The organism is Vicinamibacterales bacterium, assembly GCA_036504215.1.
Classification (GTDB): Bacteria; Acidobacteriota; Vicinamibacteria; order Vicinamibacterales; family Fen-181; genus FEN-299.
The window spans coordinates 79,918-98,787 of sequence record DASXVO010000040.1; the positions used below are offsets into that span (position 1 = coordinate 79,918).

Annotated in this window: 18 protein-coding genes; 2 read left to right on the forward strand and 16 right to left on the reverse strand. The window is 68.6% G+C overall.

The window, feature by feature from the left end; translation table 11 throughout:
- Positions 1-325: 325 nt before the first annotated feature.
- The 15 genes from VGK32_12325 to VGK32_12395 form a co-directional block, all read right to left on the reverse strand.
- A complete protein-coding gene (locus VGK32_12325; protein HEY3382551.1) occupies positions 326-457 on the reverse strand; it encodes a hypothetical protein in 132 nt (43 codons plus the stop codon).
- The gene (locus tag VGK32_12330) at positions 454-2,298 is read right to left on the reverse strand and encodes an ABC transporter ATP-binding protein (GenBank protein ID HEY3382552.1); all 1,845 of its coding nucleotides are present in this window, start codon (positions 2,296-2,298) and stop codon (positions 454-456) included. The genes VGK32_12325 and VGK32_12330 overlap by 4 nt, the downstream gene beginning before the upstream one ends.
- A complete protein-coding gene (locus VGK32_12335) occupies positions 2,295-3,062 on the reverse strand; it encodes an NTP transferase domain-containing protein (protein HEY3382553.1) in 768 nt (255 codons plus the stop codon). The genes VGK32_12330 and VGK32_12335 overlap by 4 nt, the downstream gene beginning before the upstream one ends.
- Positions 3,034-4,479, reverse strand: a complete 1,446-nt coding sequence (locus VGK32_12340; GenBank protein HEY3382554.1) for a glycosyltransferase family 4 protein — start codon at positions 4,477-4,479, stop codon at positions 3,034-3,036. The genes VGK32_12335 and VGK32_12340 overlap by 29 nt, the downstream gene beginning before the upstream one ends.
- Complete coding sequence (locus tag VGK32_12345; protein HEY3382555.1) at positions 4,479-5,342, reverse strand: CPBP family intramembrane glutamic endopeptidase; 864 nt, start codon at positions 5,340-5,342, stop codon at positions 4,479-4,481. The genes VGK32_12340 and VGK32_12345 overlap by 1 nt, the downstream gene beginning before the upstream one ends.
- Positions 5,339-6,679 (reverse strand): DUF6365 family protein, encoded by a 1,341-nt coding sequence (locus tag VGK32_12350; protein ID HEY3382556.1) that lies wholly within the window; start codon positions 6,677-6,679, stop codon positions 5,339-5,341. Before VGK32_12350 ends, VGK32_12345 begins: the two co-directional genes overlap by 4 nt.
- Entirely contained in the window at positions 6,676-8,082 is a 1,407-nt protein-coding gene (locus VGK32_12355; protein HEY3382557.1) for a radical SAM protein, read from the reverse strand. The genes VGK32_12350 and VGK32_12355 overlap by 4 nt, the downstream gene beginning before the upstream one ends.
- On the reverse strand, positions 8,079-9,560 hold the full coding sequence (locus tag VGK32_12360; GenBank protein HEY3382558.1) for a radical SAM protein: 1,482 nt from the start codon (positions 9,558-9,560) through the stop codon (positions 8,079-8,081). The genes VGK32_12355 and VGK32_12360 overlap by 4 nt, the downstream gene beginning before the upstream one ends.
- A gap of 6 nt (positions 9,561-9,566) precedes the next feature.
- Positions 9,567-9,893 carry a hypothetical protein gene (locus tag VGK32_12365; protein ID HEY3382559.1) on the reverse strand — a complete coding sequence of 109 codons (327 nt, stop codon included), beginning with the start codon at positions 9,891-9,893 and terminating at the stop codon, positions 9,567-9,569.
- Positions 9,868-10,860: a radical SAM protein gene (locus VGK32_12370; GenBank protein HEY3382560.1), complete on the reverse strand. Its 993-nt coding sequence runs from the start codon at positions 10,858-10,860 to the stop codon at positions 9,868-9,870. The genes VGK32_12365 and VGK32_12370 overlap by 26 nt, the downstream gene beginning before the upstream one ends.
- A gap of 10 nt (positions 10,861-10,870) precedes the next feature.
- A complete protein-coding gene (locus tag VGK32_12375; GenBank protein ID HEY3382561.1) occupies positions 10,871-11,788 on the reverse strand; it encodes a radical SAM protein in 918 nt (305 codons plus the stop codon).
- Positions 11,789-11,937: 149 nt separating this feature from the next.
- The gene (locus VGK32_12380; GenBank protein ID HEY3382562.1) at positions 11,938-12,456 is read right to left on the reverse strand and encodes a hypothetical protein; all 519 of its coding nucleotides are present in this window, start codon (positions 12,454-12,456) and stop codon (positions 11,938-11,940) included.
- Between the two features lie 94 nt (positions 12,457-12,550).
- Positions 12,551-12,904 (reverse strand): hypothetical protein, encoded by a 354-nt coding sequence (locus VGK32_12385; GenBank protein ID HEY3382563.1) that lies wholly within the window; start codon positions 12,902-12,904, stop codon positions 12,551-12,553.
- 158 nt (positions 12,905-13,062) lie between these two features.
- Complete coding sequence (locus tag VGK32_12390; GenBank protein HEY3382564.1) at positions 13,063-15,798, reverse strand: protein kinase; 2,736 nt, start codon at positions 15,796-15,798, stop codon at positions 13,063-13,065.
- Positions 15,791-16,390 (reverse strand): sigma-70 family RNA polymerase sigma factor, encoded by a 600-nt coding sequence (locus VGK32_12395; GenBank protein ID HEY3382565.1) that lies wholly within the window; start codon positions 16,388-16,390, stop codon positions 15,791-15,793. Before VGK32_12395 ends, VGK32_12390 begins: the two co-directional genes overlap by 8 nt.
- Before the next feature lie 210 nt (positions 16,391-16,600).
- Here VGK32_12395 and VGK32_12400 point away from each other — a divergent pair, with 210 nt between their 5' ends.
- Positions 16,601-17,125 carry a hypothetical protein gene (locus tag VGK32_12400; GenBank protein ID HEY3382566.1) on the forward strand — a complete coding sequence of 175 codons (525 nt, stop codon included), beginning with the start codon at positions 16,601-16,603 and terminating at the stop codon, positions 17,123-17,125.
- A gap of 46 nt (positions 17,126-17,171) precedes the next feature.
- On the opposite strand, the gene VGK32_12405 is transcribed toward VGK32_12400, so the two are convergent.
- A complete protein-coding gene (locus VGK32_12405; GenBank protein ID HEY3382567.1) occupies positions 17,172-17,777 on the reverse strand; it encodes a GNAT family N-acetyltransferase in 606 nt (201 codons plus the stop codon).
- A gap of 179 nt (positions 17,778-17,956) precedes the next feature.
- Between VGK32_12405 and VGK32_12410 the strand changes: the two genes are divergently transcribed.
- Positions 17,957-18,832: a nuclear transport factor 2 family protein gene (locus tag VGK32_12410; GenBank protein ID HEY3382568.1), complete on the forward strand. Its 876-nt coding sequence runs from the start codon at positions 17,957-17,959 to the stop codon at positions 18,830-18,832.
- Positions 18,833-18,870: the final 38 nt, after the last annotated feature.

Below are 18,870 nucleotides of genomic sequence, written 5' to 3' on the forward strand. Positions count from 1 at the left end.
GCGTTCGCTCGCGCCGTATCTCGTCGCCGAGTTCGCCGAGGGCCGGCTCGGTGACGTGATTCCAGGTCCACCCCGTTGCACGACCGAGCGAGGCACAGGGCGGGTCGGGATCCGTGAGAATCCGGGACGCCGTGATCAATCCGCGATTGACTTCCATTGTTCACCTCCATCGCTGCGCAACGGCCCCCGTCCGATCGGGGGCTGCGCCGGGTGGCGCGTCGTCGGGACCTCCACCCGGCGTCGGTGATCGCACGCCTCGATCGATGGCGCCGGCCCAGGTCGAGGGCCGGCGCATCGTCATCTTGTCCGTCTGGCTCTCGCCGGACTAGGTCGCCTCGGCTTCCTTCGTGTGGCTGTGCTCGAAGTCCCACCCTGCGTAGTAGCACAGTGACGCGCAGCCGGGGTCCGGCTCTGGTCTGATCGACGAGGCGGTGATCAACCCTTCGTTCTTCTTCATCGTGACCTCCAGTCTCCGAGGTGATGCGCGGCCGGTCGAGGGCCGCGCGGGGTGGTGGGGCAGCCGAAAGACCGCCCCGGGTGCAGTGGACGATTCCCTTCGCCAAGCCGGGCGTGTGCGGCTGCGAAGAGCTGGCTGTGGATCGCCGGCGCGGAAGGGCGGAACGACTCGTCGACGTCGGCCTCCACAAACGGAACGCGCAAGTCGCAGACCCGGTCCGCAATCGCCACGACCGCCGGGTCGTGCGAGATGACGATTGCGGTGCGGCCGCGCAGGTAGCTGTCCAGGTGTGCCAGGACCGCGGTCGCGGTCTGCTCGTCGAGCCCCTTGGTTGGCTCGTCGAGCAGCACGATCGGCGCGTCTTTGAGCATCGCGCGGGCGATGCCCAACCGGAGTCTCTGGCCGTTCGACAGGGCGATTCCGCCCTCGCCGATTCGGGTGTCGAGACCGCGAGGCAGTGCGCGGATGAACTCGCTGGCACACGCGAGCGAGACAGCCTCCTCGATCTGTTGACTCGATGCGCTCCGCCTCGCGAGGCGGAGGTTCTCTTCGACCGTGCCGCTCAGCAGGTACGGATCTTCGAACACCACGGCGAGATGAGATCGGTACTGTGCGATGTCGAGCTGGCGCACGTCGATTCCGCCCAGCAGGATGCGCCCGCTCTCCGGATCGTAGAACCGCAGGAGCAGGCGTAGCACGGTCGACTTGCCGCAGCCGCTCGCGCCGACGATCGCGAGCCGCTCCCCCTGGTCGACGTGAAAGGAGAGCCGGTCGAGGACGGGGGGGCCGGAAGGATAGCGGAAGACGATCGACTCGGCACAGAGGTCGAACCGGTGCGGAACCGGCCCCACCCCGGTGCGGCGTTCACCGGGGAGGTTCCGCAGCTCCACCAGCCGCCGAAGTGAAACGAGTGCGCTCTGCACGTCGACGTTCTGGCTCAGCACAGCCTGAAGCGGAGAGAAGACGTAGCTGATGAACGCCTGGAAGGCGACCAGTTGACCGACCGACATGCGGCCGGCCAGACACTCGGCGGCCCCGAACCACAAGACGACGAACGGCGCAACGGTGCTGACCAGGTACGTCGAGCGCCGGGCCGCTGCCGACGTCATCTCCTCGCGGACGACCGTGTTCACCATATGGAGGAGTTGCGACCTCTGGCGCAAACGGCCGTCCCACTCGGCCCCGAACGCCTTGACGACGGGCACCCTCGCCAGCACTTCCTGAAGCCCCCACCCGACCTGCGCGCGGGCGTCCTGCGCGAGCTGCGCGCAGGCGCGAATCCTCCGGTTGAACACGATGATGGTCAGGGCGAACGCCGGCAGCGTGGCCAGGCACACGAGAGCGAGCTTCCAGGACAGCAGCGTCAGGCTGAGGGCTCCGCCCACGAGCAGAATCGCACTCTGGAGGATGCCGAGCAGCGGGCCGGCCAGGATGGCGTTGAGGCGAACCAGATCGGCACGCACGCGGGACGCCAGGAACCCCGGCGGGTGATTCTCGAGCGCGATCAACGATGCGCGCTGCAGCCGCTCGAGGATCTCCAGATGGAAGCTCCCGAGAACGTGCTCGCGCAGCATGACGACGACCAGCGTGTGCGCCATCGTCACGATCGCGTTGAACGCCAGGATCGCGAACAGGCCGACGACCACGATGGAGAACAGGGAGAGGTCCCGCGCTTTCACGAGGCGATCGACGATCACCATCGTCAGGAACGGGAGCGGGAGCTGCACGGCAACGGTCAGCAGCATCGTTGCGGCGGCCAGCCACAGGCGCCGTCGATGCGGCGCGACGAAGCGCCAGAAGGTCCTGAGATCGGATCGCTCCTGGAGTCCGAGTTGCGTCACGACACCCTCGCCCGCGCGGCCAGCCGCGCCTCGCACCACGCCAGGTCTTCCGGCGTGGTCAGGTTGACGTCGAAGGTCGAGACGCACTCCGCGCGCACGCGGGCACCGCGGTCGATCAGGGTCTGGATGGCGTCGGTGATGCCGAGTTCGCCGTTCGCGGCGCGGGGCGTCCGTTCGAGCGCCTCGAAGATGGCCGGAGTGAACGAGTAGACGCCGCATCCCTTGAGCCCGGTCTCCCCCATCGGGGGCTTCTCGATGACCCGCGTCACGCGCCGGTCAGGGCCGAGCACCACCCGGAAGTTGCGGTGGAACCGCATGGGATCGCGTTCCTCGACGATGGCGACGACGGCGTCGCTCGTACCGTCGAGCACGGGGTCCAGCAAGCGGGACCCTCGAGCGGGCACGAAGAAGATGTCACCGAGGAACAGCGCAAAGGGACCCCTCACGTGCGGCTGGAGACAGAGAACCGCATCACCCGATCCGCGTGTGCTCGACTGTTCGATGACTTCGATCGTGCCGGGCTCCGGCCGGACGACCGACAGGTAGTCAATCACGCGCTCCCTTCCGCAGCCGAGGACCAGCAGCACCCGGGAGATCCCGAGCCCGTGCATCGCGTCGAGCTGGTGGAGGAGCACCGGACGACCGCCCACCGGAAGCAGCGTCTTGGGCAGGCCGCGGAACGCCCCATTCATCCGGCTGCCTCGGCCTGCGGCGATGATCGCGCCGGTCAGCGCGTCACGAGCAGAAGAAGTCGCGGTAGCCATCGTGAAGCACCTTCCAACTGAAGTGCGCGACCATGTAGTCGCGGTGATCGACGAACTCGTCCGAGTCGAGAAGCCCCAGGATCTTCCGGCCCATCTCCGGCAGGTCCTGGCACAGGTGGACCAATGGGGCGCCATCGACGCGCGATCGTTGCCAGTGATACGACGGCAGGTCGAGGTTGACGCACGTCATGCCGCAGGCCAGCGCTTCCGCCGTGACGTAGGAGTAGAAGTCGGCGATCGACGGCAGGACGTGAATCCGGCACCGGGAGTACTCGGCGACCACATCGTCGCCCTCGCGACGTCCCGCGAACTCGACGTGATTCGTCAGGCCGAGCCGTTCGATCGCCGCCCGAAGGCAACCGATTTCCTGCCGCTCGACCGGCGCAGACGACTCGATGTCGCCCACGAGCCGCAGTCGTAGTGCCGGACGGTGGTCCACCATCCCCCGGAAGGTCTCGAGGAACGCCCGCACGCCCTTGTTCGCTGTCAGGCGACCGACGAACAGCAGCGTCTCCTTGTCACGTTCGACGGGAAGCGGCCTGAACCGATCGGTGTCGACGGGGTACGGAAGCTGTACCAGCTTCTGCCGCGGAATGCCCCACGCCAACGCGTGCCGGTAGTCGGGCTCCTGCAACACGAGCAGCTTGCCGATGCGTTCGGCGTCGTACCAGCACCGGTCGCCGCCACGAAGGCCTGGCGGCTGGAAGAAGGACGGCACGAGCAGCCACTGCCGCGATGGGAAGAACTCGACCACGTCCTGAGCGAGGACCTGCGGGTAGAAGTAGGTGACGATGGCGTCGGCGTTCGACTGCTGAAGCGCGCCGAACAGATCGGAGGATCCGACCGTGTAGTTGCAGAGCGCCTCGGCGTCGCCAGCACCAGCCGCACCGAATGTTGCCACCCGCCGCCGAAGCCGGCACACGTCGGTCCACCGGGGAACCGTGAAGCGCGCGACCGGAACCCCGTCGATGACCGCGTGCGCCGGCAGGTCCGGGCGCCTGTCGTAGGTGAAGACGAGGTGTTCGAGCGGCTCGGACAGGTGAGCGCAGATGTCCGCGATCTGGCGCTGCGTGCCGGACAGGTGGGGCAGATAATCGGACGTCACGTGGACGATGCGCTTCTTTGGCCTCCGCGCGACGAGGACTTTCGACCGAACCATCGCGGACAGTGTCCGAGGGCTCTGCAGCGTGTCCGGTCGAAGCTCGCCGTTTTCGACCCTCACGCCCAGTGCGTCCTCGAGGTCGGTGAGCAGCCCGCACACGCCGTCGGCCGTGATGCCCAGGACGCCGAAGGGTGAATCGAACCACGGTGGCGGCGCCGGCAGCTCGTTCTCCCGTCCCGCGGCCAGCCTCATGGCGTGCTCGATGCCGCCAGCGTCCGGGACGGTCGCCGCGGTGAGAGAACCGTCCACGCGCATCACGCGGCCTCCCGCACCGGTGCCGCCCAACCGCCCTGGCGCCGGGCGAGCATCAGCAGGCCAGCCGCGACGACGAGCAGGAAGAGCGCCGTCACGATTTTGAAAACCACCAGCTCGAGGTGACTGCCGAGGTGATAGTTGAAGGTGAACACCCGGGATACCTCGAACGCCGGAACGCGGTAGAAATAGATGCCGTCGCCCCAGAAGTCCCACCCGGCGTGAATGCCGATCGCCAACCACAGCGACCGGGTCACGATCACCGCGAGCGCGAGGACCACGCCGAGCAGGAAGAGATTGAGGAGCACGAGAACGCCCACGCCCTTGAACGCATGGATGAGGCTGTAGAGCACCGAGGAGGCGACGACGGCCACCGGAACCGCGCGATAGCCTCGGAGGAGCCGCGTCAGCACGTACCCGCGGAAGAGCAGTTCCTCGCCGAGTCCGATGCCCAGGTTGATGACGACCCCGAGGCCCACGCCCACGGCGGCCAGTTGCACCGGGAGTCCGGTGATTGTCACGCGGCGAAGATCGGTCCAACCCGCAGCATGGTGCACCGCGCCGATGCCGCCGACCGCCACGCCCGCCACCACGAACCCAATCGCGAGCGCCCGAACGAGCCTCGCATCCCGCACGACGCCCAGGTTGTTCAGGCCTTCGCGGTGGACGAAGTGCTGGTAGGCCGCGACGAACAGGAGAGTGAACGGCAGGATGAACCAGATGCCCACGACCCGCGTATGGGTGAGCAGCGCGACCGGAATGACGCAGACGAGGGACAGCACGAGGAACGATACGAGGAAGATCAGGACCTCGCAGAGCGGTGCGAACAACGGCCAGACGCGTGACCGGATGGTGGGTTGATTCACGACATGACCTCCTGGGCACGAGCGAGGATGCGCTCGGAGATGGCGGCGGCGCCCGGCAGGCGCGTCAACTCGGCGCAGTACGCCGCCTGGTGTTCCCGGAGTTCCCGCCGAACCGATTCGTCGCAGAGCAGCCGCTGGAGCGCACACGTCGTCGCGCCCTCGTCGAAGAGTTCGAGGCGTTCGAACGTACGTGCGTACCGATTGCCGTCGAACAGCGGCCGCAGCTCCTCGAGCCAACCGAGCGGGAAGACCGCCGACGGGAAGATCGACCCGGGCGCCTCGCGCTCGATGGATCGAACCAGGCCCTCGACGTGCGCCGACAGGGGGAAGGGCGAGTCGAACGCCACGCCGTCGGCGGCAGGGCGGGCAGAGACGCTGTTGACGAAGGCGGCCGCGGGAACTCCGGCGATGACCGCGCGCGTCACCGTCGCCGACGTGACGTTGTCGGCGATGACGAGATCGCTGGTGCGCACGAGGTCATCGACCACGCTCACGGGCAGGCCAGAGCGGTACTGCAGGGTGACCTGGCCCGAGGTCTCGACGCGGTCCTCGAGTTCGCCGCTGACGAACACGAGTCGAACGGGAACCAGGCACGCGGAGAAGTACCGGGCGAGCAGGCGCGGGTAGTAGCGCATGTACGGGATGCCAAGCGTCGTGCACAACTGGATCGCCCAACTCCCCACCGGCACGAGCACGAGGCGCTCGTGGACCGGGAGGCCGAGCCGACAGCGAACTTGATCCGTGCGCTCGCCGGGCGACCCGGCGCCGCCGGAGAGGTTGAACTTGAAGATCCGGTCGTCGGGGTCGATCCGGGGGTCGTGCAGCGGGCACGGCCGGACGATCGCGGCGATCCGGTCTGGAAGCGGCTGGATCTCACAGATCTTCGTCCTCGGTCGCGGTCCTTTCGGTGCGCCGGGGTCTCCGGCCTTGGGCGCCTCGAACCGGCGCAGACACTCGATCGTGATCCTCCGCAGCCGAGGGTGCAGCATGAGGTGGTCGAAGGTCGCGACGGGGCACGAGAGATCGAACAGCCAGTTGTTCGACCAGACATGGGCGACATCCGCCGACTCGTTGAGGTAGTAGTCGGACGTGATGATCAGGGACGGGGAGATCTCGCGGGCGGCGAGATTCAGCGCCCGCTGGTTCGCCGTCCGATCGTCGGAGAGCGGCGCGACCTTCCATCCTCCCTGCCGGAGGAAGTCCGCTGCGAACGGGAACGCCGCGAACCTGACGTTCCAGCCGTTCGCCGTCAGATCCGCCGCGAAGCGCGCGGCGGTGTAGGTCTCGCCGAGGCTCTTCTGGCGAGCTGTCACGAAGAGCGCCGAAGGCGTGGTCACGGTGTCACCCCCTGGGTCCGGGGCGCAGCGGCCGCGGGGAGACACGGCGAATCGCCGGCTGCAGACCGGTACTCGTCCTGGAGAGGTCCGTGGTGGCGCCAGACGGACTTGTAGAAGGCGCAATATGGGTCGCGCGCGTAGATATTTCCGGAGGCGCTCTCGGCGTGGGCCATGCAGCCGCCCGCACAGAAGTAGCGGCACTCGCAGCCGGCGCACCCCGGCACGCGATCGACGGTGCGGTCGAGGTACGCGCGCTTCGCCTCGGTCGAGGTCAGCACACGCTCGAGTTCCGCGTCATCGAGCGCGCTCACGCGTCCGAGACAGTGCCGAGCGTCGGTGAGGTTCGGGCACGGATGGATGGCGCCGTCCGCGTGGATTGCGATGATGCGATCGAGCCGGCAGTCGGTGCGGACGCGGGTCATCGCCAGCTGACCGTCGTCGGCATCCGCGCCGCCCGCCGCCAGACGTTTGGCGACCGCCCGCTGGTGCAGCGCGAACATGTCGGCGCACGAGGTGGTGAGGCGGTCTCGATTGCAGAGTCCGCGGCCGGTCGGCACGAAGAAGCCGAATGACACGTCGGCGCCAAAGGCGGCCGCGACATCCACCACGTCCTCGAGGTGTTCGTGGTTCAGTCGCGTGACGGTCGGGTTGATCGACACGCGCGCCATCGGGAAACCGTTCGCGCGCAGCGTCTCGAGCCCGCGGATCGTCCTCGCGAACGTGCCCGCTCCGCGAATCCGGTCGTTCAGATCGGCCGTGGCGCCGTCGAGGCTGATGTTGAGGGAGTCGACGCGCGCCGCAAGCATGCCGGCGACGGCGCCGGTGAGCAGCGTCCCGTTGGTGACCAGGGTGATCGATCCGAACCTGGAGCGGGCGGTCGCGAGGATGTCTTCGATGTCCCGCCGGAGGAGCGGCTCGCCCCCGGTGACGATGAGGCGGGTGAACCGGCACCGCGCCGCGACGTCGAGAAGGCGGTGGATCGCGGGCAGGTCGAGAACGTCCGGTCCCGTCCGCTGGTCGGCGTCCATGTAGCAGGTGATGCACGAGAGGTTGCAGCGCGACGTGACGTGAAGGTGCAACGCGCGTGGCGCTGGCTCCGCCATGCCGGCAGCGCCTGGTGCCGTAACCTCAGCGGCGCTCTCTCGAACGAAGCCGTGTTCGCGCAGGTAGGCCACCGTATCCCGGATCGCCTCGGGAGAGAACCGAGAAGCCGGTGTGCCGACGCCGGCTGATGTCGGATGGCCGCCAGCGACGACGGAGCGGACGGCCTCGAGCCCCTCGCGAGGCATGCGGACCCATGTCCCCGCGGGAACGTTCAGCACGAGTGCCTGCGTCGCCTTGGCGATCACGTGGGTGCCCGGGGTGAACTCCAACGGTGTCAGGTCGCCTCGAGCCGGTGTCATGGCAGATACTCCTCGGCCATTGCGAAATCGACCGCGCCGCCGAACACGCGCCTCAGGTTGAGCCAACTGCTCGCCGCCGGGGTGTACCCCGCAGCGATGCGGGGCAGCACCAGCCGAAGGAACTGACAGAGCGACGACGCGCGGCGGCCGCCCGCCTCGGCCGAGGCAACGTCCGCGGCGCATCCGCCCTTGCAGAAGTAGCGAACCGCACATCGGGCGCAGCCCGGCCGTTCATCGACGCCAGCGACCGCGGGTTCGAGACTCCGCCGGGAGAGCGAGTCGGCGTCCGTCAACAGGTTGCCGAGGCGGTAGGGTGAAGACTGCAGCCCGTCGCAGGGGAAGATCGTCCCATCGCAGTCGACGAGCACCGAACCTGCGCCGGCGCCGCAGCTCACGCCGGCGCGAGACATGTAGCGATCGCAGAAGGCGTTGAACGACGCGGACGCAACCTCGTAGTACTCCGCCAGCATCCAGACACGCATGTACGTCGTCAGCAGTTCCGCGGCCGTGACGCCGCTTCCATTCCCTGCGAGCCCGGCGCGTCCTCGAGCGACCACGGGCGTCAGCTCGAGCGACAGGCGGAGTCTGCCGGCGAGTTTCACGAGGTTGGGCACGTCGCGGAGGTTCTGCCGCATGATGACGGCTTTGATGCCGAGAGCCGGACCGCCGAGCGCTTGGAGCCGGAGAATGCCGTCGATCGTCCGCTGGAAGGTCCCGGCCCCACGAATCGCGTCGTGCACCTCGGGCCGCGACCCGTCCAGGCTCACGCAGACGCGAGCCACGCGAGCCGCGATGGCCTGGCAACGGGCCGCGTCGAGGAGCGTGCCGTTGGTGGCCACACCGACGCGCGCCACGTTTCGGGCCGCGCACTGGAGAACCTCCGCGAAACGCGCGTGCAGCAGCGGCTCGCCGCCGAACAACACGAGGTCGGCGACGCCAGCGCGCGCCATCCGCTCGACGAGCGCGTACAGCTGGGCCGCCGGCGGGTCGAACGATCGCGCCGGCGGCCGCTCGTCCGCCCAGCCCGTCGAGTCCGCATCACCGCGGACCGCGTCTCGAGCCGGCCCGGCGCACACGCCGCAATGCGCGCAGCGCAGGTTGCAGCGGCGAGTCACGTTGAGCATCGCCGCTCTCACCGGCGCGGCGCACGGCAAGGTCGCGGGTCCGCAGGCTTTGTCCCCGGCAGGCCGTGCGAAGCCGCCGAGCAGCAGCGTGTCAATCAGGCGGCGCCGCTGCTCCGACGAGGCGTCCGCAGCCTGGACGTCGAGGCTGCCCGGCTCGCCTCGCCACATCTGTCGAGTGAACCGGGCACCGGCGCCAGACAGTCGTATCCAGTTGCCGCCCCGTGAGTTCACCAGCAGTGTGGTCCGGCGCGCCTGAATCAGCCGGGTCGCCGCGTCCCATTCGAGCGGCGGCGCCGAGGACAGGATCTGGCTCCGCGCGTTGGTGACGGTGGGAGGGATCAGTGCGGCCCGCATATGCACTCAATGCTCCTCGTTGCCACGGCGGGCACCGGCACCGCCTGCGAGGACGCGCCGGCGCCGCGCGAAGACGAATGCAAGGAATACCGTGAGCGCGGCGATCCACGTCAGCACCGCCACGACCGGGGTGAACTCCTCCGGGCCGATCCGTCCGACCGCGATCCTGACGAACCACAGGAGACCCAGGATTATGACGAGCGCCGCGAGCGTGCCCCTGAACAGCGCGCGCTGATAGCGTGCCTCGAGGCCGTCGGGCACGCCGCTACCGCACGACGGGCAGGTCCGCGTTGCAGCCGTTCCCACATCACGCCCGCACGTTGGACAGAACATCGCATTGCTCCTGCAGACCGCCGGACGCCCGGGGGATTCGCGGCGCCGGACCAGGCCACGTGGAAAACGGTTCGAGATCGGCGTGACCGAACAATTGGTGGTAGTTCGTGTACACGCCCCCGCACGCGGTCCTCGCCGCGCAGCCCGCGCAAGGCGGGGCCAGGCGCTTGCCGGTAGCATTCAGACAGTCGTCGTAGTCGTCGATGACCTGCCCGTAGAAGAGCATCCGCTCCTTGCGCGTCCGCCACCACTCGACGCAGAGGCGCTCGTGCGGGCGGACCGCGCAGAATGGAAATCCCTCGAGCACGGCGTGCTGGCCGATCTCGTCGCAGTACCGGATCGTCTCGTCGAGGACGGGGAGGAGCTCGGAGTACGGCACAGCCAGGTTGCGAAGCCCGCTTGCCGCGAGGCCCGCCGGGCACAGCCCCGCCAGGTTCACGGTGTCGACGCCAGCACGCGAGAGGACGCCGGCGATCGCGCGCAGGTCCTGGTAGTTCTGTTGCACACAGACCGTGGCGGACTGCACGCCCTGCCCCAGGCGCTTGACGTTGTCGATGCCTTGCATCGCTTCGTCGAAGCTCCCCGGCACGGTCGTCAGTCCGTCGTGCACCGCCGCGTTCGGGCCATGTACCGAGATGACGAAGAAGGACACACCCAAATCAACGAGACGCTTCGCGTAGTCCGCATCGGCGAGACGGCGCGCGTTGGTGAACATGATTACCGTGGGGTAGCCGTACTGCCGGATCCGACGCAGTAGCTCGACGAGTGGCTCGTAGACGGTGGGCTCACCGCCGATGACGCACACCGCTTCGTACCCGCGGCCGGTGTGCTCGCGCAGAAACGCGTCGAGGGCCGGCAGGGGAACGGTCTCCGGCGGACGGCCGAGCGGGTCGGTCGTGCAGAACCGGCAACGGTTCGTGCAGCGTCGCGTCACGTGGAGCGTGATGAAGTACTGGGGAAGTCGCATGATCCTCCCCCTATGCCGCACCGGCAACCTGCGGCTGGAACTCGTCCCAGCCGTGCAGCTGGACGTAGGGTCGGTAGACGCCGCCGCACTCGCCGGTCAGCGCGCACGCCGCGCAGGAGGCCCCCTTCGTCTTGCACGTGGACGCGACGTACGCGTCGTGGTTCTGCCAGATGACGCCGTGGATGAGGCAGGTGATCTGGTGCCCGTGCCTATCGTCGCGCGCCAGGCAGAGATGCGCGAGTTCCGGCGCGGCGCACGACGGGAATCCCTCGAGCGTGGCGACCACGCCGCGGTCGAGCGCGACGCGGACGGCGGCGACGACGTGCGGCGCGATGCGGTCGAATCGGGGCATGAGAGCCGCCCCGGCCGCCGCCGCGCGCCCGGCCGGCATCAGGCTCGAGATGTTGACGTGCGAGGCACCCGCCGCGATCACCCGCTCGACGGTCGCCGCCAGGAGGCTGAAATTGCGCGTCGTCACGACGGTGTTCGTTCGCACCGCGCAGCCCAGCGCCGCCGCATGCTCTATGCCGCGAAGCGCCCGAGAGAGGCCGCCGGGAACGCCGCACAGATCGTCGTGGATGTCGGCGGTGGGCCCGTGGACCGAGACGATGAAGAGCGAGACGCCCGCGGCGGCGAGCCGCTCGACGAAGGCACGGTCGGCAAGCGCCCAACCGTTGGTTTGAAGCGATACCGACGGATAGCCGAACGCCCGCACGCTGGCGAGGACGTCGAACAGATCGCGGCGCAGTGTCGGTTCACCCCCGTGCAGGTTGACTCGTTCGAATCCCTGGTCACGGTTCGACTCGAGGAAGACCTCGATATCAGCCGCGGCGACGTCCCCGCCCTCTCGCACCAGTCGATCGCCCCACACGCAGAACTGGCAGCGGAAGTTGCAGCGATCGGTGACGTGGATGCTCAGCTCTCTCATGACGTGCCTGTGTCCATCACGATGACCGGCGGAAGGCCGTTCGACCTTCCGCATCGGGTCCGTTGCCGGGAGAACGGGCGATCGGCCCGTTTCGTACACCACGTCGCGATGCCCGCCACGCCTCGGCCGCTCCTCCCGTGGGAACCCGGCTACAGGTCCGAGCCGTAGGGCATGCACCAGGTGCCGGCTCGGAGAGGCTCGCCTTCACCCTGCGCGCGACCGCGGCTCTGTCGCCGCCCGTGGATGGTGCAGTACCGTTCGACGTCCTTGGCCGCCCGACGTGCGGCGTCGCTGTCGATCTCCGGGCGGAACCCGGAGTGGCGGACGGCCCGATCCCCGAGCAGGAAACCCACGTTGATGACCGTCTGCCGATCGAGGAGCCAGCGGTTGCCGAACCGATGCAGTGCCCCGAGGAAGCGTTCGCGATAGTGCTGGCGAAGCCAGATGACCGCCTCGCGCCGAACGGACTTCCGGTCGCCCACCGCCTGGCCGAATGCCAGGAAGCAGTCCTCGAGAATGTAGTCAACGGCCTCTTCGCGGGTTCGTCGCTCGGCCGAGGCGGCATCGGCGATGCGCTGGCTCGCCACGTCGGCGACAATGCCGCGCTCTTCGTCCGGCATTCGAAGTCCAGGGGGCACGTACGTGAGCAACGGGTCTCGGACGGACATCTCTCCCCTCCTTGCTACGTTTCGCAGCGTTCTGATACCACTCTCCGCGAGACGGGTGACCTGAGCGTGGCGTCGCGATTCCCGGCGGACGTCGTCAGGATTCCGGGCGTGCGCCAGCAGGTGTGTGTCCCGCGCCCAACCCCCGCATTCGGCACCCCGCTTCGACTTCAGCCGACGCCGTCATCGCCGCCTTCAGGTCCACGTTCGGTCGGTCACCCGCATGGACGCGAGCCCGCTCGCCGAGGAACCTCCCCACGCCGTGCAGTCGATCACGGTCGGCCTCCCAACAGTTCCCGAGATCGGTCATCGCGTAGAGGAAGAAGCGGCGGTATCTCTGACGCCACCACACGATCGCGTCGTAGTCGACCCGCTTGCGTCGTCCGAGCGCGCGGCCAGCGGCGAGAAAGCAGTCGGCAAGTACGAAGTCAACTTCCTGCTCTGCGTCCATGTGGGCCTCGCATTGTTTCAGCGGTTGTTGCGACCGTCGATGCGAGAACGCCAATCCGGGCCACCTCGTACACCACCCCGGACCGGACGATCGCTCAGGCGTCGCCGGCTCTTGCGTGGAATGCCGAGGCGCCGTCGGCCGGCGGCGTCCCGTCGATGTCAATACCGTGCTTGGATGGTGGCGCGAAGACGCTGGCAGGTCTCCCGGAACTCGGCCGCGGTCGACGGACGCGCGCGAGGGTCACGCGCCAACGCCCGGCCCAGGAACTCCGCCACGGCGGACGGGCAATCGACGGCATACGTCCGGACGTCGGGCGGGGCGGACTGCCGCACGCGCTGAACGACCGCGTGAGCCGACGCGGCAGCGAACGGATTGCGCCCGGCCAGCGCCTCATACAGCAAGACGGCCAGGCTCCACAGGTCGACCAATGGGTCCGGTGGGAACCCGGCGAACGCCTCAGGCGACAAGTACGTGAGGGTTCCGGCGAGGTGCTGCGACCACTCGTTCTCAGCCCCGGCGGCCACGCGGTCGGTCGCCGCTGCCGCGCGCGCCTCGGTGCCGATGTCGGCCAGGCCGAAGTCGAGGAGCTTTGGCACGCCGTCTTTCGTGAAACCGACGTTGCTCGGTTTGACGTCGCGGTGCAGCACCCCGGACAGATGCAGCCGTTCGAGCACGTCCGCAAGGGCGACGGCCAGGTCGATGGCTTCGGCCGGCAAGAGCGGACGCCGCCGGAGCCGGTCGGCCAGCGTGCCCCCGTCCAGGTACTCCATCACCAAAATCAGTGTCGATCGCCATCGTTCGGTGCCGTGGATGAGCGCCAGGTTCGGGTGTTGAAGCATCGCCATGGCGCGCGCCTCTCGCTGGAGGACGGCCACACGCTCGGGGGCAAGGCGCGCTACGGCCTTCAGGGCGACCCTGCGGTCCAGGACGACGTCCACCGCTTCGTACACGACGCCCATGCCGCCCGTGCCGATCAACCGATTCACATGGAACTTCCCGTGCAGGAATTGCGGGAGCGCCGCGGTGCTTGTGCCGCCCCCGCATCGACAGAGACGGGTGAGCGACGGAAGCACGGCTTTACAGGCGGAGCACAGGGCCGCGGGCTCGTCGCTCCAGTCCCCCGGTTCGTCTGCGTTGAACCGAACGGCATCGCGACCCCGGCCATGTCGCTGATCGCTCAGGCGCCAGTTCTCGACGACGATGGCCGCGTGGCCGGCCATCAGACTCAAGACCACCTGGTCCTCGGCGTCGTACGGCAACTCGGTACGCCGTTCGGTCAGCGCCAACACGCCGGTCGGCCGCTGCCCCCACCACACGAGCGGCACCAGCAGTTGCACGGCACTCTCGACGAGCCACGCCCGGTCGTCGGGAGGCAGCAAGTCGAAGAGCGGGCTGCGTTCGTCGCCGGCAACGCGGATCACTTGTGCGGAGGCGATCAGCAGGCGGCCCAGTGTCGATCTCGCGGAGAGTGACGGCGTGTCCTCCTCCACGGAGACGAAGCGTTCCGCCTTCTCATCGAGCAGGAGCACGGCAACCCGCCGCGGGTGCAGGGCGCGCTCGACTTCTCGGGCCAGCGTCGTCGAGATGTCCCGAACGCCTCGCGCCTTTCGCAGTTCTCCGTCGAGGGCCGCGATGATCCGTGGGAAGTCCGGGCTGCTGCGCAGAAAGAGCCGGTCGATGGCCCGGAGGAGTCGCTGACGGGCTGCAAACAGCACGAGGCCCAGCCCCAGCACCGGAGCGAGCGGCGAGAGCACGAGGGTCGAAACCAGGACGTAGACGGTCTCGTGCCGACGCATGACCACGTAGAGGCAGAGATACGCCAGCGGAACCGCGGACAGCAACAACACGGCCTTCCGCGCCGCCGCGTACCGGGTCGCCCGTCGAATGAGCGGCTTGAGGTCCATCACACGGTGCACGAGGACCGCGTACGCGGTCGCCGGCACGATGGAGAGCAGGAACAGGTAGACGACGACGCCGAAGGCTGGACGATGCGTGGGATCTTCGATGAACGGCGTGAACGGCGACCCGAGAACGACCACCAGAATGGGTGTGAAGCCGACGACGAGCGCCCCGGTGAGGAAGCCGCTCCGGCGCCGCTCCTCCCGCGAATCGAACCGCGACCGCCACAGGAGGAACAGAAGGGCGGGTGCACCCACGCTGAAGAGCACCACCCAGTACCAGCTTCGGGTGGGTTCGAGGCGATCGCCGAACACCAGCAGCGCCGCATGCTGAGTCGGTCCGTAGAGGAGACCGAGGTTGACGAGCGCCAGCGCCACGCCGACGGCGAAGGCGACGGCGGTAAACCGCCGGGAGACCCGCAGGTGAACAGGGTTGGTCGCCGTGTTGGGGAAGGCCGAGACGAAGCGCCACAGCGCGTACGAGAGGAACGCATCGGCCGCCGTGTGCGTCAGAAGCGTCGTCAGCCGCTCGAGTTCGGGCCAACGATCGGCCAGTCCGACGAGACGGTCGGCGAAGGCGGAGGCAATGACGAGAAACAGCCGGCCGAGGCTGCGCGCACGCTGATCGCCGCTGCCTGCCTGTGTCAGGACCACGGCGGCGATGCCGAACGTGGCGAGGCAGGCCACGTGCGGCCAGACGGACCGGGACAACGCTCCGTCGATGACGGCACTCGTGATCGCCGCCCCCGTGCCGAATGCGACCTTGACAGCCGCAACGATCAGGACGAGCGTGAACGTGAACGAAACCAGGCGATGTTCGGCGGGCCTGGGCAGGGGCTCGACGGGCCGGGCGGCCGCGGCAAGCGACGCCACGGTCTTGAAGTGGCGGACACGGGCACGCTCCGACTCGGTGGCGGCGGCCTCGGCCTCGGCCCAGTCGACGGGCCTTCCGTCGGCGATCGCTTCGGCAATCGACGCGAGCCGGTCCTCAGCCATCCTCCATCTCCCGGGCAAGGCGTTCGAGCGCGCGCCGCACCGCGAGTCTGGCCGCTTCCGCCGTCGGCTTGTCGAGGACGAGAGCGAGTTGTTCGTAGCTGTATCCGAGCTCGAGGCGTGCCACGATCGACTGGCGGTCGGCGGGCCGGAGACGCATCACGGCGCGCCGATACAAATCCTGCTGCTCCCGGTCGATCGCGAGAGCGAGCGGGGATTTCCCCGAGTTCGAGGGCTCCTCCTCGAGTTCCGCATGTCTCGGGCGCCGGCCCGCCTGCCTGAACTGGTCCCGAATCCGATTGACCAGCGACCGCCGCAGGTACCCGATCAGCGCACCGTCGCGCTGCGGTTCGAATGCAGGAAGGCGCCTGAGCGTCTGGAGGACCGTTTCCTGCACGAGGTCCTCGGTGTCGACTGCATCCCTCGCCCAGGTCGGCACGCGCCGACGGGCCCACGCATGCAGACGCGGCAAGTAGCGCGCGAAGAGCACTTCGAGCGCGCGGGCCTCACCGCGTCGCGCACGATCGAGGAGTTCGTTGGAGTTGGCTCCGGTGAGCGTCGGACGGGACGGAGGTGTCGCCGGCGCTTGGCTCATAGTCTGCCCCCACGTGGCGAATTCAGCGCAGCGAAGGCGGCATCCGACAGGCGCCGCTCAATCCTAACAGAGGTTCGGACCGTGCGTCGGGCCACCGATCCGAAGTTGTGCAAAGACGACGGCTTGTACGAACGGACGCCGATCGCCGTTCTCCCATGTGGAGGCTCGGGAACCACCGAGAAGGCCCGACCGACCGGAAGAAGGCAGACGATGGAGCCAGTGTTCGTGCCGATGCAGTGGATGGTCGCCGTGGCGGCGGCCGGCGGAGTGCTGAACGCCGTCGTCTCCCACGACGTGCACCTCTGGCCCGCGATGACCACGGACATTCCCGGTGTCCGCATCGCACGGCCCGGACTCCTGCTGTGCGGGGCGGTTGGTGCGCTTCCGGGGGCCCTGCTCGCGCTGGCCGTGCCCCTCCTCCCCGCCAGCGGGGCGTGGCCCGTTCGGCTTCCCATCCTGCTGGGCGCCGTCGTGAGCTTCGGCTTCATCGCCGCCAGGTGGCTCACCAACGAAACCGACAAACGACTGCTGAAGGCGGCCTTGTGTACGGCGTGCGAGGCGCCCGCCGCCCTGCCCGACGCCATTCACGCCATACGAGCCGCCCGGCCCCGTGTGGCCTACGAACTCGCGTGCCGGCTGAGGCCGCGAACGCTGCCGCTCGATCGTTTCGTGGAGGCCGTCCCGTGCGGTCCGCCGAGACGCGACTCGGCGACGATGCCAGGAACACCGTCATGAAGCGGTAGAAACTCCGCCCCCGAACCTTCGCGATGAAGAAACACCCTCAGGGGCGCGGCGTCCTGACCATGCACCACACGTGTGGCGCGGTCCCCGCTCGAATCTCACTTCGGACCGAGAAGCCCAGGCGCGCGTAGAAGGAAACGGACCGGGCCTCCGATGTCTCGAGATAGGCGAGCACCTTCTCGCTGTCGCACACGTCGAGGCCAGGTTCGAGAACGGCGCGCCCTCGCCCTTGGCCCTGCGCGTGGATCTCGGTGCCGACGGCGGCCAGGTGCCAATGCTGCTCGATCGGCCGGTGCTCGTGCAGCGCACGCTCCAAGGTGATTCTGCGCCGCTCGGCTCCGCCGGCCATCGAGACGAGCACGCGCAGCCAGCGTTCGGCCGGGCCCTGCAGTTCGGCGGTGGCCCCGGGCGGAAACCACACGCCAACGGCGGTCCTGTCAGCCAGGCACCAGACGCGGCCCCGGTCGAACCCGGCGTTCAACGCCGCCACAAACCACAGGTGTGACGCGACGGCCCGCACATACCGATTCGGGAACAACCACGTCTGGGCCGGCTCGTTCCCGAACGCGCGTCTCAACACTCGTGCGAGAACCGCACGGTCTGATGGCTTGGCCCGGACGACTGACAGTTCGCCACTCGTCTTCATTGCGTCCCCAGCGCAGCGCGCGCGACGTCACGTCGCCCGACACACAAAGAGCCCTGTTGCAGCGGAGGGATTGTGCCACACCCTTGGACGGGGAGCGCGACACGAGACGGCTGCGGCCGGCTCGCGTGGGTGCAACAATCGTCGACCGCCGGCAAATTACCGGCCAGGAGGCTCGCGGTATGCGGAGTGTGATGTCGCTGGCGTGCGCGGTTGCCATGGCCGCTGTCGTAACAGGCCAGGGGCGGGAAGACGGGCTGGTGTCGCTCGCAGACGCCGAACGGGCCTTCGCGAAGCTCAGCGTCCGGACGAGCCAGCGCGAGGCCTTTCTCGCCAACTTCGCCGACGAAGGAGTCTGGTTCGATCCCGGCCCCTCCAACACGAAGGCCGCGCTGGCGAAATCCGCCGCGCCGACCTCGGCGCGAAAGCGGAGCCTCGACTGGGAACCTGTGACGGGCGACATCGCGCTCTCGAGTGAACTCGGGTACACGACCGGGCCCTACACGCTCACCGAAGACGGGAAGACGATCGCCGAGGGATGGTTCTTCTCCGTCTGGCGGAGGCCGTCCGGCGGGCAGTGGAAGGTCGTGGCCGACTTCGGGATTCCTGTCGCGTCGGGCAGCACGCTCCGGCCGCGCGAGTTCAAGGCGGCCGAAGTGCACGGCGTGCGCCCGGCTGGCCTGGTGGGGGAGGACGCCGCGAAGACCGAGATCGAAACGGCCGAACGGGAGTTCGCCGAGCGGGCAGGCCGCGACGGCCTGCAGGCGGCCTGCCGAGACAGAGGCACCGACGATCTCCGCCTCTACCGACCGAACGACGCGCCGCTCGTCGGGCGCCTCGCGGCCGCGGCGTCGATGCCGTCCCTGCCGACGCGTCTTCAGTGGCAGCCGTCGCACGTCTCGGTCTCGACGGCGGGAGACCTCGCCTACTCCTACGGCGCGTACGCGATCGGCAGTGACTCCGGCGGCACTGCCACGAAGGGGTTCTACCTTCACGTCTGGAAGCGACGGCCCGAAGGCTGGCGGCTGGCCGTGGACGTGACCAACGTGGAGCGCTAGCCGCACCGAGTGACACGCCGCTCGTTCCGTGCCCGCGA

Bases quoted from the DNA above. Each gene is read 5' to 3' on its own strand.
- VGK32_12380 (HEY3382562.1), bottom strand. From the start codon at position 12,456: ATGTCCGTCCGAGACCCGTTGCTCACGTACGTGCCCCCTGGACTTCGA.
- VGK32_12370 (HEY3382560.1), bottom strand. From the start codon at position 10,860: ATGCGACTTCCCCAGTACTTCATCACGCTCCACGTGACGCGACGCTGC.
- VGK32_12405 (HEY3382567.1), bottom strand. From the start codon at position 17,777: ATGAAGACGAGTGGCGAACTGTCAGTCGTCCGGGCCAAGCCATCAGAC.
- VGK32_12355 (HEY3382557.1), bottom strand. From the start codon at position 8,082: ATGACACCGGCTCGAGGCGACCTGACACCGTTGGAGTTCACCCCGGGC.
- VGK32_12400 (HEY3382566.1), top strand. From the start codon at position 16,601: ATGGAGCCAGTGTTCGTGCCGATGCAGTGGATGGTCGCCGTGGCGGCG.
- VGK32_12325 (HEY3382551.1), bottom strand. From the start codon at position 457: ATGAAGAAGAACGAAGGGTTGATCACCGCCTCGTCGATCAGACCAGAG.
- VGK32_12340 (HEY3382554.1), bottom strand. From the start codon at position 4,479: ATGCGCGTGGACGGTTCTCTCACCGCGGCGACCGTCCCGGACGCTGGC.
- VGK32_12365 (HEY3382559.1), bottom strand. From the start codon at position 9,893: ATGTTCTGTCCAACGTGCGGGCGTGATGTGGGAACGGCTGCAACGCGG.
- VGK32_12390 (HEY3382564.1), bottom strand. From the start codon at position 15,798: ATGGCTGAGGACCGGCTCGCGTCGATTGCCGAAGCGATCGCCGACGGA.
- VGK32_12360 (HEY3382558.1), bottom strand. From the start codon at position 9,560: ATGCGGGCCGCACTGATCCCTCCCACCGTCACCAACGCGCGGAGCCAG.
- VGK32_12385 (HEY3382563.1), bottom strand. From the start codon at position 12,904: ATGGACGCAGAGCAGGAAGTTGACTTCGTACTTGCCGACTGCTTTCTC.
- VGK32_12335 (HEY3382553.1), bottom strand. From the start codon at position 3,062: ATGGCTACCGCGACTTCTTCTGCTCGTGACGCGCTGACCGGCGCGATC.
- VGK32_12395 (HEY3382565.1), bottom strand. From the start codon at position 16,390: ATGAGCCAAGCGCCGGCGACACCTCCGTCCCGTCCGACGCTCACCGGA.
- VGK32_12410 (HEY3382568.1), top strand. From the start codon at position 17,957: ATGCGGAGTGTGATGTCGCTGGCGTGCGCGGTTGCCATGGCCGCTGTC.
- VGK32_12375 (HEY3382561.1), bottom strand. From the start codon at position 11,788: ATGAGAGAGCTGAGCATCCACGTCACCGATCGCTGCAACTTCCGCTGC.